Annotated in this window: 15 protein-coding genes; 2 read left to right on the forward strand and 13 right to left on the reverse strand. The window is 33.9% G+C overall.

Translation table 11 applies throughout. The annotated features are described in order from the left end of the window. Positions 1-223: 223 nt before the first annotated feature. From CVU84_05210 to CVU84_05250, 9 genes are all read right to left on the reverse strand, one after another. Positions 224-1,612, reverse strand: coding sequence for a glycine--tRNA ligase (locus CVU84_05210; GenBank protein ID PKM95466.1), 1,389 nt, complete (start codon positions 1,610-1,612; stop codon positions 224-226). A gap of 359 nt (positions 1,613-1,971) precedes the next feature. Further along, a complete protein-coding gene (locus tag CVU84_05215) occupies positions 1,972-2,850 on the reverse strand; it encodes a hypothetical protein (GenBank protein PKM95467.1) in 879 nt (292 codons plus the stop codon). Position 2,851: 1 nt separating this feature from the next. Beyond that, positions 2,852-3,406 (reverse strand): hypothetical protein, encoded by a 555-nt coding sequence (locus tag CVU84_05220; protein ID PKM95468.1) that lies wholly within the window; start codon positions 3,404-3,406, stop codon positions 2,852-2,854. Between the two features lie 86 nt (positions 3,407-3,492). Beyond that, entirely contained in the window at positions 3,493-4,233 is a 741-nt protein-coding gene (locus tag CVU84_05225) for a DNA repair protein RecO (protein ID PKM95469.1), read from the reverse strand. 380 nt (positions 4,234-4,613) lie between these two features. Next, positions 4,614-5,522: a GTPase Era gene (locus tag CVU84_05230; protein ID PKM95470.1), complete on the reverse strand. Its 909-nt coding sequence runs from the start codon at positions 5,520-5,522 to the stop codon at positions 4,614-4,616. A 204-nt stretch (positions 5,523-5,726) separates the two neighbouring features. Continuing rightward, the gene (locus CVU84_05235) at positions 5,727-6,239 is read right to left on the reverse strand and encodes a hypothetical protein (GenBank protein PKM95471.1); all 513 of its coding nucleotides are present in this window, start codon (positions 6,237-6,239) and stop codon (positions 5,727-5,729) included. A gap of 79 nt (positions 6,240-6,318) precedes the next feature. Then, complete coding sequence (locus tag CVU84_05240) at positions 6,319-7,284, reverse strand: hypothetical protein (GenBank protein ID PKM95472.1); 966 nt, start codon at positions 7,282-7,284, stop codon at positions 6,319-6,321. Between the two features lie 60 nt (positions 7,285-7,344). After that, complete coding sequence (locus CVU84_05245; GenBank protein ID PKM95473.1) at positions 7,345-7,869, reverse strand: hypothetical protein; 525 nt, start codon at positions 7,867-7,869, stop codon at positions 7,345-7,347. A gap of 73 nt (positions 7,870-7,942) precedes the next feature. Further along, a complete protein-coding gene (locus CVU84_05250; protein ID PKM95474.1) occupies positions 7,943-8,527 on the reverse strand; it encodes a methylase in 585 nt (194 codons plus the stop codon). Between the two features lie 109 nt (positions 8,528-8,636). On the opposite strand from CVU84_05250, the gene CVU84_05255 reads away from it, so the two are divergent. Together CVU84_05255 and CVU84_05260 are read left to right on the forward strand one after the other, a co-directional pair. Then, complete coding sequence (locus CVU84_05255) at positions 8,637-9,530, forward strand: hypothetical protein (GenBank protein ID PKM95475.1); 894 nt, start codon at positions 8,637-8,639, stop codon at positions 9,528-9,530. Between the two features lie 39 nt (positions 9,531-9,569). Next, on the forward strand, positions 9,570-10,427 hold the full coding sequence (locus tag CVU84_05260; GenBank protein PKM95476.1) for a hypothetical protein: 858 nt from the start codon (positions 9,570-9,572) through the stop codon (positions 10,425-10,427). A 102-nt stretch (positions 10,428-10,529) separates the two neighbouring features. Here CVU84_05260 and CVU84_05265 read toward each other — a convergent pair whose 3' ends face one another. The 4 genes from CVU84_05265 to trpB form a co-directional block, all read right to left on the reverse strand. Beyond that, positions 10,530-14,870: a 2-hydroxyglutaryl-CoA dehydratase gene (locus CVU84_05265; protein PKM95477.1), complete on the reverse strand. Its 4,341-nt coding sequence runs from the start codon at positions 14,868-14,870 to the stop codon at positions 10,530-10,532. Between the two features lie 252 nt (positions 14,871-15,122). Next, positions 15,123-15,710: a hypothetical protein gene (locus CVU84_05270; GenBank protein ID PKM95478.1), complete on the reverse strand. Its 588-nt coding sequence runs from the start codon at positions 15,708-15,710 to the stop codon at positions 15,123-15,125. A gap of 17 nt (positions 15,711-15,727) precedes the next feature. Beyond that, the gene (locus CVU84_05275) at positions 15,728-16,252 is read right to left on the reverse strand and encodes a hypothetical protein (GenBank protein ID PKM95479.1); all 525 of its coding nucleotides are present in this window, start codon (positions 16,250-16,252) and stop codon (positions 15,728-15,730) included. A gap of 377 nt (positions 16,253-16,629) precedes the next feature. Next, the gene (gene trpB, locus CVU84_05280; protein ID PKM95480.1) at positions 16,630-17,823 is read right to left on the reverse strand and encodes a tryptophan synthase subunit beta; all 1,194 of its coding nucleotides are present in this window, start codon (positions 17,821-17,823) and stop codon (positions 16,630-16,632) included. Between the last annotated feature and the right edge of the window lie 157 nt (positions 17,824-17,980).

Genomic DNA, 17,980 nt, shown 5'->3' on the forward strand with positions numbered 1-17,980 from the left:
CAATAAATTTGCCGCTTTATTGTTTATTTTTGGGTAATTCTGGAATTAGCCCGAAGTATATTATATCATATATACCATGAATTAGAAGTATTTTTTGAGTATTTTTTACTTCGTCTATTCGATTTAAAACATTTGTACAACTTTTTTGTGTAATTGCAAGAATTTTAGTGAATTTTATTTAATAGGATACCCCTATTTTAACTTTGCAATTCTTTTTTAAAGGTTAAAACGAACATTTATCTTCAAAATAATGAAGAAGGTCGACAATCTTAACTCTTTCTTGCTGCATCGTGTCTCTATCTCTAATCGTAACAGCACCGTCTTCAGCTGTCTCAAAATCAACTGTTAGGCAAAATGGAGTACCAATTTCATCTTGACGTCTATATCTCTTACCAATACTTCCTCGATCATCAAATTCAACATTGTAATGTTTTCCTAATAGCTCATATAGCTTTTCAGCTTCTTCATTAAGCTTTTTAGATAATGGAAAAACTGCAACTTGAACAGGTGCTAGTGCAGGATGAAATCTAAGTACAGTACGTACATCCCCATCTTCCAATTCCTCTTCATCATATGCTTCACATAAGAATGCTAATGTTACACGGTCTGCTCCAAGAGATGGTTCAATACAATAAGGAGTGTATTTTTCTTTGGTAACATCATCAAAATAAGTCATATCTTGTCCCGAATGCTCTTGATGTGCTTTAAGGTCAAAATCAGTACGATCTGCAATACCCCATAATTCACCCCAACCAAAAGGAAACATATACTCAATATCACTTGTAGCGTTGCTATAATGAGATAATTCTTCTGCGCTATGATCTCTTACTCTTATGCTATCTTTCTTAAGTCCAAGATTTAGCAACCAATTTGTACAGAAATCTTTCCAGTATGAAAACCACTCTAGATCTTTACCTGGTTCACAGAAAAATTCTAACTCCATTTGTTCGAATTCTCTAGTTCTAAAAGTAAAGTTACCTGGCGTAATTTCATTTCTAAAAGACTTGCCAATTTGACCAATTCCAAATGGTATTTTCTTTCTTGATGTTCTTTGAACATTTTTGAAGTTAACAAAAATCCCTTGCGCTGTTTCTGGTCTTAGAAATACTGTATTTTTTGCATCCTCAGTTACACCTTGAAAAGTCTTAAACATTAAATTGAATTGTCTAATGTCTGTAAAATTCTTTTCTCCACAAGTTGGGCAAACAATGCCTTTTTCATCAACAAAATTCTTCATTTTTTCATTTGACCAAGAATCTACTGCATCCTCCGCCACTTGATTTTGTTCTTTTAAATATGCTTCAATAAGTTGATCCGCTCTAAAACGTTCATTACATGACTTACAATCCATTAACGGATCACTAAAGCCTCCAACATGTCCTGATGCAACCCAAGTTTGTGGATTCATAAGGATAGCACAATCCACCCCCACATTATAAGGGCTTTCCTTAACAAACTTCTGCCACCAAGCTTTCTTCACGTTATTCTTAAGCTCTACACCAAGAGGACCATAATCCCAAGTATTTGCTAGACCCCCGTAAATTTCTGAACCAGGATATACAAAACCTCTAGCCTTTGCCAAAGCAACAACCTTTTCCATTGTTTTTTCCATAATGACCATCCTTTTCCCATTTAATTTTCTATACAATTATCTACTAACATTCAGTGCAAATTACTTAGCGATTTTCTTTCTTAGACAATAAAAAAGCATTCTTGTGTCCCTAACAAGGGACGAAAGAATGCTTTCTTCCGCGGTTCCACCCTCTTTGATACAAACAACTTGTATCCACTCTATGCTACCTATGTTTAAGGTATTAAACTGCTCCAAAGTGCCTTCATTAATTCCTTCGACTTAGCTTCCACCATCCTAAGTTCGCTTAAACGAAATGAATATAATTACTCTTCTTTATCAACGCAAATATCATTTAATTTTCGGAAAAATTATACCAAATATAGATTATTGTGTCAAGTCTATTCTAGTATGTCAATTGCCTTTTCCCACTCTTTCATATCCCTAGTTATACTTTGCTTTTGAACCTCTGCATAGTCTGAAAAACTTTTATATTGATTGCTCCATTCAATTATTTCTTTATGATTCAATGTATAATCATACATATCTAGTATGCGTTCGTACATTTGAATTAACAAGTTATGAATGATACCATCTGTATGATTAAACGTCTGAATAAGCCTCAAATCTTCTATTAGGTCTCTAGCTTCTTTTATTGAAACAATCATTGATTTTTCATCTAACGAAGCCCCACTTAAAACAGCCTTAGCATATTCATTATCAAACAATTTCAGCAAGTCATGATTCGCTTTTACAAAATCTTCAAGTGCTGTTTTATACTCTATAGAAGTTGGTTTTCCCGATAAGGTAACTTCAAGAATTTGATCATTAAAACTTTGAACATCATAATGCATTTTAAGTATATCCTTGTTTGCCTTTGCTACTTCATCTAAATAGTAAATTTCTTCCTTATACTTCGATAATATATCAAGAAGCATTTGATGTATTGCAATGTATTGATCTGTGATTTTCAGTTCCTCACAACTTAGAAGCGTTTTTTGTAAAAGGTCCTTTAGATTGTTTATACTCGTTTCTAGATCATGATAACCTAAGAATTCTAATTTTTCATTAAAATCGGAAAACTGTTGAGAAGAAGAATCTAAAATAATGTCATTCAATCTCTGCGTGCATTCACTCGAGAGCACTTCCATCTCTTCTAATGAATTAGGAATTGCAATCTTATGGATATCCTGCTTATAATTCTTAATGGGTTGATAACATCCAGCAAGAAGTACCATTAGCATCAAAACTGATGTCATTAAAACCATATGCTTTTTCATATTAGTTAACTTTTCTACCACATTGCACGCAAAAAACTGTACCAGCAGGTAACGTAGCCCCACATTCACAAGTGATATCCTCAGATACAACTTCTTCTTGTACGTCTTCTTCATTCACCACTTCAACAACAACCTCTTGCTCTACATAATCCATCTTATTACCACATTTGGGGCAAAATTTCACTTCCATAGCTACAGACGCTCCACAACTACATATAATCTTATCTTCATCGTCGCTTTCTTCATCTAGTGAATTTAAGGTATCTTCTTGTTTTTTAATAGCTTCTTCGATTCCATGCTCTTTTTGTTCTATTAACTGGTCAATCTCAAATGATCTAGCAATTACTGTCTCAAGCTCTTGAATATTCACGCTACCTTCTTTTTTCATCGTGTAAAACTTTTCTCCAGTAGCTGTAAAAATCTCAGTCTTTTCTTTCTTTAATGATGAGATTTCTCCTTTTAACTTGTTGGTTTCCATCATTGTTGAGGATTTAACGCTAATAACGGTAGTTCCTTTGTTAAAACCTTTTTTTACTTTATTAAAAAAATCAGCCATCCTTTTCCCTCCTAATATAATCTAATAATATGAGTATTCGTAACATAAATACTCTGATATATATGACCATTGGTGATTGACAATGGTTAATATTCTAGTTTCAAAAAATCCAAGGTCTTGAACTTCTTATTTAAATTATAATCAATAAATTGCTTCATAACAAGTTTAAATTGATCAAATGTAACGTGATCTAACTCAAACTTAAACAATTGTTCAATTGGATATTCCAAAATATACTCAAGTGTATATTGGGTACCCTTATTGATTAAAATGGCATTCTTATCATTCATACATTCATCGCACAAAATACCACCGTCTTTAGAGTTAAAGAAGTTGAGGTTCTCAGTTGAATTACATATAATACAATTGGTTACCCACGGTGAAAGTCCCATATAGCTCATTGCTTTTAATTCAAAGATCTTCACTATAAGTTCTAAATCAATATGACCGAGTTCTAATTGTTTAAGGGTTTTTAGTACTAGTTTCATAATCTCATGATCCGTATTGTTTTCAACAGAAATAAATTCAATGAATTCTAATATATATAAGCCGTATGTAAGTGCATCAATACTTTTGCGAAGATTGTGAAAAGGTTCAATTAAGATTACTTGGTTGACATTATAAGTATTCTTACCCTTATAAATATGAAAGTCTCCGTAACAAAAAACCTGACTACCGGCTAATAACTTGCTTTTAGACTTTTTAGCTCCCTTAGCAAAAGCAGTAATTTTACCATAGTCCTTAGTTAGCAGAATCAATCGCTTATCATAATCCCCAATAGGCATTTCATGCAAAACCAAAGCCTTCGTTACTATCTCATTTCCCATATTATCCCTTCTCTCTAAACTGTATATATTATATCACAAGAAAAACGGCTGTGCTAATAAAAATACTTATCATAATAATATAACGCAAGCTGTTTATTAAGCTTGCGTTATTCCATGGATATTTTATTTAACTTGACCTAAGGTAATTTTTCTATATTCTTGTAATTCACGCTTACATGCTGTGTAGGATAAGTAGTCTTCAATCTTCCCAGTTTTTTTAAATCGTTCCCATAAAATTCTTTCATTCATGACAATGCCCCCTATTTACATAATTTATTCTAACTATGTTTATAGGTTGTCCCGACATGAAATATATATACTGTGTAAAAATTACTATATACTTTTCTAAAAAATAGCTTGACATGATAAAACCGCTATTTCTAGTTCCTATTGTTATGACTATAACCAAAATTACGTAATAAAAAATCACTATCTCGCCAATCTTTTTTGATCTTAACCCAAATTTTCAGATTCACTTTTGTTCCTAACAAAGATTCCATATCTCGTCTTGCCATAGATCCTATTTTTTTTAACATTTCGCCGTGCTTACCAATAATCATCCCTTTATGAGAATCTTTTTCGCATACTATGGTAGCATCTATATCCATTATATTTTGATCTTCTCTATCCTTCATTTGATCAATAACAACAGCAATACCATGTGGTATTTCCTGTTGAAGTAATTTTAAAGCTTTTTCTCTAATTAACTCTGCAACAATTTGTCTCTCTGGCTGATCTGTAATCATATCCTCAGGAAAAAACTGTGGTCCCTCTTCAAGATACTTAAAAATCGCTTCTGTAATGGCTTCAACATTTTCAGTTTTCAAGGCAGAGACAGGGATTATTTCTGCAAAATTATATTTATCCTTATACGCATTCATTACTTCTAATATTACTGGTTTTTCGATCGTATCAATTTTATTAATCACTAATATAACCGGCGTTTTCACATTTTTTAGCATGTCAATAATATGAGAATCACCTTTACCAATTTTTTTATCAGGTTCTACTAACCATAAGATAATATCTACTTCATTCATAGTAGATTCAGCTGTCTCATTCATGTAACTTCCAAGCTTATGTCTGGCTTCATGAATACCTGGTGTATCTATAAAAATAATTTGTCCTTGTTCTGTAGTAATAATCGTCTGAATTCTATTTCTTGTTGTTTGTGGCTTATTTGACATTATGGAAATTTTCTGGCCTATCAATTGGTTCATTAAAGTTGATTTACCAACATTTGGTCTTCCTATAATTGTTACGAAGCCTGATTTAAATATATCTTTCACGTATATCCTCCTAAAACTTTAAGCTCATTTTAGACCCCCTTAAAGCAAGTCCTAATATGCCTTTCAATCAAAAATTATTAAACACTTTTATTTATTATTTATTAATAACAATAAAATATTCGTTAATAAAAAAAGTAACCTTTCAATTATAGCATACATTCATAAGAGGTGACAAGAAAAAAGCACCCTATTGGGTACCTATGATTAAAACCTTTCAAGCATTTCATCAACATTCCTTCGAACGTATTCATTTCCTGGAGAATTTCCACATACTCTGCAATGCATATCATAAGCTGAATTAATGGCGTTGCACGCGTCACATGCATAATGACCTGTCATCTTTTCGAACCATTTTTCAAACCCAATCTCTTTAATTGTTGCTTGAGAATCATGCACTTCAATTCGATGTGGTAAAACAGCTTGAAATTCATCAATCACATAACAAGGATAATCTTTACATTCAACACAAAACTCAATACCTTTCATGGATGCACACTCAATAATTTTACACGTTTTACAATGTCCTGTCTTATTTTCCGAATGACAACCTTCACAGCTAAATTCATCTGGATTGACTCCATTGCTTTCGGCAAGGTTTTTCAATCTTTCAGGGTCGTCATGGGTTCCAATAAAAATTGTACAAGATGGACAGAACAGCCCACAAACAGCTGCATATTTCTTCATTGGTTGTAGCGTGTGTTTTTCTTTTAAATCCATTTTATCCTCCCATTATTCCCAAGATATCCTTACTACTATATTATTACATTCCTTATCTTTTTTCAACAATTTTATTAAATCATTCAAAAAAAATTTCTTTTTTCTCTTTCCTGCTATTTGTGGCAAAACTATGTAAAATCATACCTATAATTACAATAATCATTCCGACAATTGAAAAACCAGAAGGTAACACACCTTTCAATATAAAGATTTCTCCCATGAGTGCAAAAATGACTTCTCCAGCTTGTGTTGCCTCAATTGCAGCAAGTTTATGAACTTCACCTTTGGCTAAATCTGTAGCTGAAAAAAATAGCAGTGTAGCAATAACTCCTGAACTCACAGCAACAATGATTGATTGGCTCATCTGAGAAACACTTGGTGCTCCAACCCTAGCAAATCCAATAATAGCTAAAACAATCCAAAAAGGCATACTTGCAATCGTCATACCAAGAACTCTTTGAAACGTATCAAGTTGATGATTACACACTTCCATCATTTTACGATTACCCAAGGGATAAGAAAAAGCCGCAATAACAACTGGAAATATTCCAAAAAGCAATTCTTTTAAAGAAAGAGTATTCATTTGTTCTATTTGTATCACTGCAATCCCTAATAGAATAATCGCCGAAAACAGGAGACCCTTAATCGGAATTTTCTGTCTATACTTTATAAATTGCCCATTTACTTCACTTTCTTTATAAAAAAAGGGGACTAATAAAGTACCCGTAATAATTGTTAATTGCCACATACTCGCTACTAACCATGATGGCCCATATGCAGCCGAAAAACATAGTGGCGCATAAAATAACCCAAATCCTATTGTACTCCAAATAATCCACTGAAATAATTGTTGTCTCATATGTATGATTAGTACTTTCAAATTTCCCCTTACTACTACTAAAACTACAAGAAACGGCAACATAAAAAAGTACCTAAGGGCGGCACTCCAAATCCAGTTACCGCCCGAAAGTTCCATTGCTCTATTCATTATAAAAGACATTGCAAAAAACATTGATGCAAAAATCCCTAGTATTATGGCTTTCAAAATATTCTCCTTAAAAGTGATCCTTCCTATCGTCTTTAGATTACTTAGTTGTATTTGCTATCAAAATTTATCTTTATATTTATCCCACCACTTCAGTGCTACTTCTGTAAATTCAGCTTGTTCTTTTTCATTAAAGGTTAACCCTGCTTCTATATATTCCCCATTTGTTATTTCTCTTAAGCTTTCATCTTGAGACGCTAGAAGTAATGCATAGAGAGTTAATCCTTTTTCATATGTGTCTGTAGTCTCTAAATTTTCAATCAGATATGGAATCGAAGGCTTTCCAATTGTGCCTAATTCCTCTGCAGCTGTATACCATACACTTGGTTCCTGTTCATCTCCATAGGTAGAAACAAACTTTTTGTCTTTAAGCTTATCTATATAATAAAGAACATTTTCTTCTTCCTTTGTACCTTCCTCCGAATCTTCACCTTCTTCAATTACTTCATCTTCTTTAACTTCATCTTCACTTGACGTATCTTCATTCTTTTGTTCATCAACATTGACTTTTTCTTTTATGTCATTTGATCTACATCCGACAACGATGAATGCGCATAATAGAATACTAACAATCAGCTTTTTCATTAAATCATCTCCTAATAGTATTTTTCTTCAAAGCACTTACATATATACTTCTATATAATAATACAATATACTCTTAATTTATGTCAATGATGTGATGGAAGATGGTTTTTTTATGATCTTTCTTCCACGGAATATTCACCGCTTCATAAGTATGCTGAGAAATAAGTGGTTGACGTAGGCCTTCCACAATCTCAAATCCTGTTATAATTGCAGAATGTTGAATGCGATTTTTTCTATTAAGATATTGTATTACGTCTCCTGGCATTAGTAGCTCAGCAATACTAGCAGAATATGCATCATTTCCTTCAATAATTATAGTTTTAGCTTTAATTCCAAAGCTATTCTCTTTTGTACATACCTTAATGTACCAATATAAAGATGCTGCAACAGACCAACAAATCGAGGTTTTTTTACCAATACACCACCATGGATGTGTAGCATGAAAATGATTTTTACACCCACCTGCCTGCAAGCATTGGGATACAAAATTGGTACAGTCATCTCCTTTATAGTACGGATATCGTGGATTTGCATTCATCCCATATGTAGTTGCATAAATAACAGCATTACGGCGATTATACTCGTTTTGCATTACAATCATATGAATTACTCCATTTTTATTATTATAATCCATTTTATTCGCCAAATCAAAAAACATTTCTATAACTTTAAATCAAATAATTTGACATTTAATTATTATTATCTTAAGATAATAATATGGAAATAACTATTTCCAAATATTAACATCTAATTAGGGGGTTTATTTTATGAAAAAACTTGCATTGCTTTTACTATGTATGATTTTAGTATTATCATTCTCTTCATGTAATAAGGATAAAGCTAAGGATAAGGATTCAGATGAAGAAGATCGTGTTGAAGAAAACCAAGACGATGATGAAGAAAGTGAAGACGAAAACCAAGATGATGATGATGATGAAAGTGAGGATAGTTCCTCTAGTCTTAGCATTTCAAAAGGTGATTATGATTTTAAAACTGGATTATCCACTTTTATTACTGACTATTTAAACACAAAGACACCTACCATCGATCTTATCGACGAGTCTGAGCAACCAGATGCTGTTATTTGGGATATCATGGGATTGTATACTGCTGACTTAACAATTATGGAAATACCTGCCTATGATGCACTTGATTTAACTGGATCAAAGGATAAAAAAGTAACTGGCAACCTCATGTTTAGTGGGTTTGAAGCAACAAAAGAACTCGATGGAGACAAAATTAAATTTGGTTATACGAATACATACGAAGAAGATGGATTTGGTAGTTTAAAAGGTGATACTGTTACATCAACAGGATATTTAGATACTAAAAAAAATATTCTCGTTTCAGAAGATACCACTACAAGAGAGGGCAATCTTATTTCAAAAACTGTTATGGAAATTGCTCGTTTAAAGCATGGAACGTTTTTAGTTCAACACATTACTTACAATAGTGAAACTTCATCTGACGGACAAAGTTGCTTGTTCTTACGCTCAACTACAGATTCTTTAACTGCGATTATCGCATCTGGAGAACCAGTTGTGGACTTCAACTACACTTCCTTGTTTGATCATGGTGATGTATCTGCTGAAGATTTGGCAAAAGACTTTACTACTGCTTTAACAATAAAGGTTGCAGATGGCGAAGTGACATACGAGTAAATATAAGTGAATCAATTTACCAATGAGGAGGATTGTTTAGTGAAAAAAATAACAGTACTATTTCTTTGCACACTTTTGATATTCATGTTAACCTCTTGTGGTCTTAAGGATTTATTAGAAGAAAAGGATAAAGACAAAGAAGCTAGCTTGGATCTTGGTGGAAACTCTAGCGACGATGAAGATGAAGGCCCTGGTGATGGCGACGAAGAGGAAGATGAAGAAGATAAAGATAAAGATGAAAATGATGACAAGGATAAGAACGAAACTTCTGGCCAACATGCAATCTATTGCAATGACACTGTTACCGTTACTGACAAAACGAGTGGATTTGAAACCAAATACACACTTGTTCTATTTGCCACAAATGAAGATGGACTAGAAGGTACCTATCACGGTAATATATCCTTAAATTATGGATTAGATGCATCTCAAATAAGCGGTCTTACTGATGCTCCTATCCAAGGATTAGGTGGTTTTAGCGTTTCTCTACAAGCTCAAGATGTTGAATTTGATGTAGTAAACTTAGATTTAGATAAATATGCAAATTACGGTACTGATGCTACTGGCGATGCCAAAGTAGTACCCTTAATCAATGGCACATCGATGGCATTGATAACAGCTAACATGAGTGGCTCCGGTCAACTAGGGATTGAAATAACCGGTAAAACCGATGCAAATGGTGGTACGATTACTGCAACTCAACCCAATGTATCAGCCGATGGCTCTGGCCCATTGGTAATAAAAATGTATATGAAAGATGGATTAGTTACAATTCAAATTCCTTCATTACAAAAAGCAATGGATTACCAATCCTTTGATGCAATATTGACCAGTAGCTCTGATATTATTAGTCAAGCTGAAGAACAAGCAAATGAAGCTTTTAATGGTGAGGAGTAAATTCTTTAAGCTAACTACTCAAATGACCGATTAAGATAGCCACAGAAAAAAGCCGCAAATACCAAGTAAAAAGAAGGCCCACCATATTTGTGAGCCTTCTTTTTATGCTTGTACTCTTTGCGTTGTTTCTTCGAGATTTGTTTCATCTAAATTTATTTCTTCGAGATTTGTTTCTTTAATAACTGGTGGTAATACTGCTTCTTTAATGATATTCTTTTTCTCTAAATTTGAAAATGCTACAGATAACATTAGCTTTATCCTATTTAATTGATTAACCTCACTTGCACCTGGATCATAATCTATCGCAACAATATTAGCATATGAATATTGCTTTCTTATTGGTTTAATCATTGACTTCCCAACAACATGATTCGGTAAACAAGCAAAGGGTTGAACACAGACGATATTTTCCACACCATGTTTTACAAGCTCTACCATTTCACCAGTAAGAAACCATCCTTCACCTGTTTGATTTCCTAAAGATATTAACTCTTGCGCATGTTTTGCTTTCTCTTCAATTGTTGTCGGTGCATTAAAATGCTTGCTCGATTTGAGAGCTTTTTTTGCAGGGCTTCTGTAAAGCTCTGCAATTTTAATAAATAAATTTGAATATACCCAAGTTTTTTTCTTACCATTTAGCTTTTCATATTTAAACTTTGCATTATATGCACTATACAAGAAAAAGTCCAACAAATCCGGCACACATACCTCAACGCCTTCAGCTTCTAGTACTTTAACGAGTTCATTGTTGCCAGTAGGATGATACTTAACAAGAATCTCTCCAACAATACCTACTTTAGGTTTAATAATATTCAATCTCTCCAGGTTATCAAATTCTTTAACAATAGCTTTCAAATTTTTCTTAAATTCAAATATGTTCCCATTTTTTAAATTTGCAATAGCCTTTTGTAGCCATTTTTTATGAAGTGCTTCTGTTGCCCCAACTATTTTTTCATAAGGTCGAGTAGCTTGAGTTACTCTCAGAAAAAGATCTCCATAGATGGTTGCAAGTGCAGCAGAATGAATCAGCTTTAAGTCAATCGTAAATCCAGGATTAGATTCAAGACCTGAGGCATTCACCGACACAACTGGTACAGTATCTATTCCAGCATCCTTCATTGCCTTTCTAATAAAGCCAATGTAATTTGATGCTCTACAACCTCCACCTGTTTGACTAATGAAAACAGATGTATTATTCAAATCATACTCTCCTGATTTTAATGCCTTCATTATTTGTCCAACTACTAAAATTGATGGGTAACAAGCATCATTATTTACATATTTCAAGCCTTCATCAATTGCACCTGTGTCCACATCAGGTAGAATAACAACATGATATCCTTCCTTTTTGAAGGCAGCTTCATATAAATCAAAATGAATTGGTGACATTTGAGGTGCAATAATTGTATGCGTTTCTTTATGCAGTTTCGTAAATATGAGCTTATCAGATTCAATTTCTAACTTCTTCGGAATAACTGCTCTTTTAATTCGTTCATCCATTGCAGCCTTTAAAGAACGCATCCTAATTCGAATCGCACCCAAATTATTCCCTTCATCTATTTTAATTAGGGTAAATATTTTACCATGTCGATGTAATATTTCATGAACCTGATCGCTTGTAACAGCATCAACTCCACAGCCAAAGGAAGTTAATTGAACTAGCTCTAACAGGTCATTATTTCCGACAACCTCAGCAGCAGCATAGAGTCTTGTATGATACGCCCATTGATCAAGAACCCTTAACGGTCTTATGGCATCATTTAAATGTGCAACTGAATCCTCTGTAAGAACGGCCATACCCAAAGTAGTAATAATGTTTGTAAGCCCATGATTGATTTCCGGATCAATATGGTAAGGTCTTCCTGCTAAAACAATTCCTTTTTTCCCTGTTTGTTTGAGATATTCAAGGACTTCCTCACCCTTTAATGCTAAGTCAAGATTAAATGCCTGCTTTTCCTGCCATGCAGCTTTTGCGGCATCAAAAATTTCCGTCTTACTAATCCCTAAATCTTTGAATTCTTCATATAGTCTCTGCGCTAAACGTTCATCCTCATCCATAGGTAAAAATGGATTCATAAATAAGATATCTGAATGCTCCACTTCATCAACATTATGCTTAATTGTTTCCGGATAGGAGGTGACAATTGGACAATTATAACTATTGTCAGCCCCTTCCTTTTCTTTTACTTCATATGGAATACAAGGATAGAAAATAAACTTAACGCCACGTTTGATCAAATGTATAATATGACCATGAACAATCTTTGCAGGATAACAAGCAGACTCGGAAGGAATCGTTTCAATACCTTCTTCATATATCTTTTTATTAGATGTAGGAGAAAGCTCAACTCTATATCCTAATCGAGTAAAAAATGTATACCAATAAGGATAGTTTTCAAATAGATTTAATACTCTCGGAATGCCCACAACTCCTCTAGGCGCTTCGCTTTCTTTTAAAGGCTTATATTTAAAAAGACGTTTATATTTATAATCATATAGATTAGGCAAATCCTTATTTGTAATTTCTTCTCCGGCACCTTTTTCACAACGATTACCGGATACAAACCTACTTCCATCAGAAAATTGATTCACTGTTAACAAGCAATGATTTCCACATAATTCACAACGCTCCATAACTACATTAAAGTCAAATTTTCCTAGTGTATCTACTTCTAATAATGTAGTTTTATAACCTTCCTCATAACGCTCCATTGCAATAATGGCAGCGCCAAACGCACCCATTATACCTGCAATATTCGGTCTTACTACTTCTCTTTCTGATATGATTTCAAAAGCACGCAAAACAGCGTCATTATAAAAGGTACCCCCTTGAACAATGATTTTTTCTCCCATTAGCTTAGGATCTCTTATTTTAATAACCTTTTGAACTGCATTTTTTATTACGGAATAAGAAAGACCTGCAGAAATATCACCTACGGTAGCTCCTTCTTTTTGTGCTTGTTTTACTCTTGAATTCATAAAAACAGTACATCTAGAACCAAGGTCAACTGGATTTTCTGAAGTTAGAGCTGCTTGAGCAAAATCTTTTATATCCAATTTAAGAGAATGCGCAAAAGTTTCTAAGAAGGAACCACAGCCTGAAGAACATGCTTCATTGAGCATGATATCGTCAATAATTCCATCCTTAATTCTTAGGCACTTCATATCCTGACCACCAATATCCAAAATAAAGTCAACACCCGGCAAGAAAAATTCTGCTGATTTATAATGGGCTATCGTTTCAATTTCTCCAATATCTATTTTAAGTGCTGCTTTAATAAGCGCTTCGCCATAACCTGTAACAGTTGAATTTAATATTTTGACTCCACGTGGAAGCTTACTATAAATATCCTTAATAATTCCTACAATTAATTCCAACGGCTTACCTTCATTACTTCCATAATGAGAATACAAAAGCTCTCCATCTTCGCTAATTAAGGCAATCTTTGTTGTGGTTGAACCTGCATCAACACCAAGATAACAGCCCCCTTTGTAGGAAGCTAGCTCCCTAGTCTTCACAACATTTTTTTTGTGTCTAGTCATAAATGCGTTATATTCATTGTCATCTTCAAACAGTTTAGGTAGTCTGTTCACCTCATGATTAGACGCTGTTTTCAGAACTTCTGCTTTGTGTAATACCTCAACAAATGGAATAGGCTCTTCCGTCATTGATTCCAGTGCAGCACCAACAGCAACAAACAGTTGAGAATGCTCAGGAACAATCGTCTGTTCTTCTGTAAGCTTAAGTGTTTCAACAAAACGAACTCTAAGCTCAGATAAAAAGTATAAAGGACCTCCTAAAAAGGCAACATGTCCTCTTATCGGCTTTCCACAAGCTAATCCACTAATTGTTTGATTTACCACAGCTTGAAATATGGAAGCAGCTATGTCTTCCTTTGAAGCCCCTTCGTTAAGAAGTGGCTGCACATCTGTCTTTGCAAAAACACCACAACGTGCAGCTATTGGATAAATTTGTTTGTGATTTCTTGCCATTTCATTAAGTCCCATAGCATCTGTTTGCAGCAATGCTGCCATTTGATCAATAAAGGCTCCTGTACCACCTGCACAGGTACCATTCATTCTTTGATCAATTGAAGACTTCTCAAAATAAGTAATCTTTGCATCTTCTCCACCCAATTCAATGGCTACATCTGTTATTGGAATTCTCTTTTCGATTGTTTTTGCACACGAAATAACCTCCTGAACAAAGGGTATCTCTAACCATTTTGCTACAGAAATTCCACCTGATCCCGTTACGGTTATTGTAATTAAACTATTTGGAAATAGTAAATAAGTTTCTTTAATGATTGATAATACTGTTTCGCGAATATCAGAATAATGCCTTTCATATTTGCTGTGTAACAGTTTACCGTCTATATTCAATGCAACAATTTTTACAGTTGTAGATCCAACATCTACACCTAAATGTATGAGTTCTTTCATAATTTTGCGCAAAAAAAGCGCTTCCCTCCTAAATCCATGATGTCAAGGATACTCGACTTTTACGTTTGTAAAAGTCTCGTAACCGAATGGAAGTTTCAGTTTCCGTTCGGTTAAATTAAGCGTCATTGTTCAGTCGTTAAAATTCTATTTCTTATCATACTACTTTGAACTATACTCGTCAATCAACAACATTTACAAATTTGTCATATTATTGTAAAGTTTTCAGCACAATATGTCAAGTTTTCCGGACAATTAACTTGTAAGATATTCTTTCGAAACAGCCTTGTCCATAATTTCAACAACATAATTCCATAGTTCCTGAGAACCTTCCTTCGTATGTTCATTTCTCTTTTCCACTTGCGTTCTTGATATTCCATGATGAATCCAAGCTTTCCCTTCACTCATATAATTCAAGATAATTGGTTGAACACGGTCTAGTGCTGCTGAAAACTTAGCTTCGTTCGTCTCTCTCTCTTCAAATTCATCCCAAAGGGCTCTCATTTCTAGCGCTTGATCCTTTGGTAAAAGGTTGAAAATTCTCTCAGCCGCTTTAACTTCTCTACTATACTTATCTTCATTTCCTATTTCGTCATACGCATAAGTATCCCCAGCATCAATTTCTACTAAATCGTGAATAATTACCATCTTTATTACTTTTAATACATCTATTTCCTTATTTGAATGCTCCGACAAAATAAAAGCCATCAAGGCCAAATGCCAAGAGTGCTCCGAATCATTTTCTCTTCTAGAACCATCTACTAAATAGGACTGTCTTATTATACTTTTTAACCGATCTACCTCAATAATAAATTCTATTTGTTTCTCAAATCTCTCTGTCATCATTATAGTCTCCTATCTTATCCTTTAAATTTAACACCACAATTTTTACAATATTCTGCATTCAACTCATTCTTAACACTGCAAAAGGTGCATTTCAATCCATCTCCAAATAATTCACCACATATCTCGCAATATTTAATTGGTTTCGTATGAATCGTTCTACAAACCTCACATTTATTTGAGTTATTTTTTTTGATTAGAATAGGGGTTACTGTCTGCTCATACGTATTCTTAATATTCTTGTAGTGAGAATAATTTTTTTCATCTTCCTTAGACATTCTTTCAAATGACTCTTTTGTTCTATTATGTTTCATGATAGAGCCTTCCGTATCTAATTTCCTAGCTGCTCTTTGATGAAGGAGCTCCGAAATCGTATCTTCACCATTTTCATCCGCATGTTTCCTGCCGCCCTTTTGAATCGCTGCATAAATTAGAGATCCAATTATAATTGCTATCCCAACAAAAAACAAAGGTGTAAATAAAATAGCAAAGCCAGTGATCAGCCCAATTGAAGCCTTCTTTTGATTTCCTAATGTGTTCATTCAAAATTCACTCCCTATTATTTCTACTAAATTTCTATATATTTATATTATATCATATTTTTTAAAAAAGCATCAGTATGTTTTATATACAATACTAATGCTTAAGGTTGTCGACAATCTAATTAATTAACAATTAACGAAACAGAGATAAAAGCATTTTTTCTTCTAGATGAATACAAAAGGCAGTAAGTGTTCATTTTTCGCTAGACCGGCCGAAGGGTAAGGCCAGAAAAATGAACACTTACTGCCAATAAATGATACACCTATCAGAAAAAATGCTTTTGTCGACAGTTGGAATCATCAGTATGTATATAAAACATACTGATGATTTTTTATCTAATATAAACTTAAACCTTTAGTATTAAATACCATGTTTTCTATTTTTGAACTAAACTAATATTGTTGTTTTGAATATATTGTTCAATTGCTTCTACATCTTTATCCCCACGTCCTGAAACATTTAAAATGACAACTTCATCTTTTGATAAGGTAGGAATAAATTTTAATGCATATGCAATAGCATGTGAGCTTTCGATTGCTGGAATAATACCTTCAACTTGTGACATTAGTAAAAATGCTTTTACAGCCTCCTCATCGGTTACTGCTTCATATTGAATTCTACCAATATCTTTGTAATGTGCATGCTCTGGCCCAACACCTGGGTAATCCAAACCTGCTGAAATCGAATATACCGGTTTCACATTTCCATCTTCATCTTGAATCATGATCGTATTCATACCATGAAGAACACCTTCTTTACCAAGTGTCATCGTAGCTGCATGCATATCCGTATCTAAACCTTTTCCAGCACCTTCAACACCAATGAGTTTCACCTCAGAATGAGAGATAAATTCTGCAAACAAACCAATTGCATTACTTCCACCACCTACACATGCTATACAGTAATCTGGAAGACGATTTTCTTTTTCCATTATTTGTTTGATTGCTTCTTCACCGATTATTTTTTGAAATTCTCTTACCATCGTTGGGTATGGATGAGGTCCAACTACTGAACCAATTATGTAAAATGTATCATCAATTCTACCTACCCATTGTTCAATTGCTTCATCTACAGCATCACTTAAGGTTTGTGTACCTCTTGTTACTGAAGTTACCTTTGCACCAAGAAGCTCCATTCTAAAAACATTTAAACGTTGTCTTTCAGTATCTTCTTTGCCCATAAATATTTCGCATTCCATGTTAAACATAGCTGCAGCAGTTGCAGTTGCAACCCCATGTTGTCCAGCACCTGTTTCAGCAATTATTTTCTTTTTTCCCATTCTTTTTGCTAATAAAATTTGACCAATTGTGTTGTTAATTTTATGTGCACCCGTATGATTTAAATCTTCGCGCTTTAAATAAATTTTCGCACCACCGAGGCGCTTCGTTAAATTCTCAGCGTAATAAAGTGTGCTTGGTCTACCAACAAAGTCTTTCATGTAGTACAGATATTCTTTTTTGAACTCCGGATCAGCAATAGCTTCATTAAAAGCTTGTTCAACCTCATTTAAAGCAGTAACAACAACATCAGGTACATATTGTCCTCCAAATCTTCCAAATTCATGTTTCATTGTAAAATCCTCCCTTTATTTTATAGTAAGAAAATCGGTGTCCTAGTGTCCTACCGTTTTCTAGGTTCCCAGGAAAATCGGCTGTTATTCCAAAACCCTCGTTACATATCCGCCGCTTTTCCAATTTGCAATAAAAAAACCCTCACAGAAAGCATAT

Source organism: Firmicutes bacterium HGW-Firmicutes-1, from assembly GCA_002841625.1.
Taxonomy (GTDB): domain Bacteria; phylum Bacillota; class Clostridia; order Lachnospirales; family Vallitaleaceae; genus HGW-1.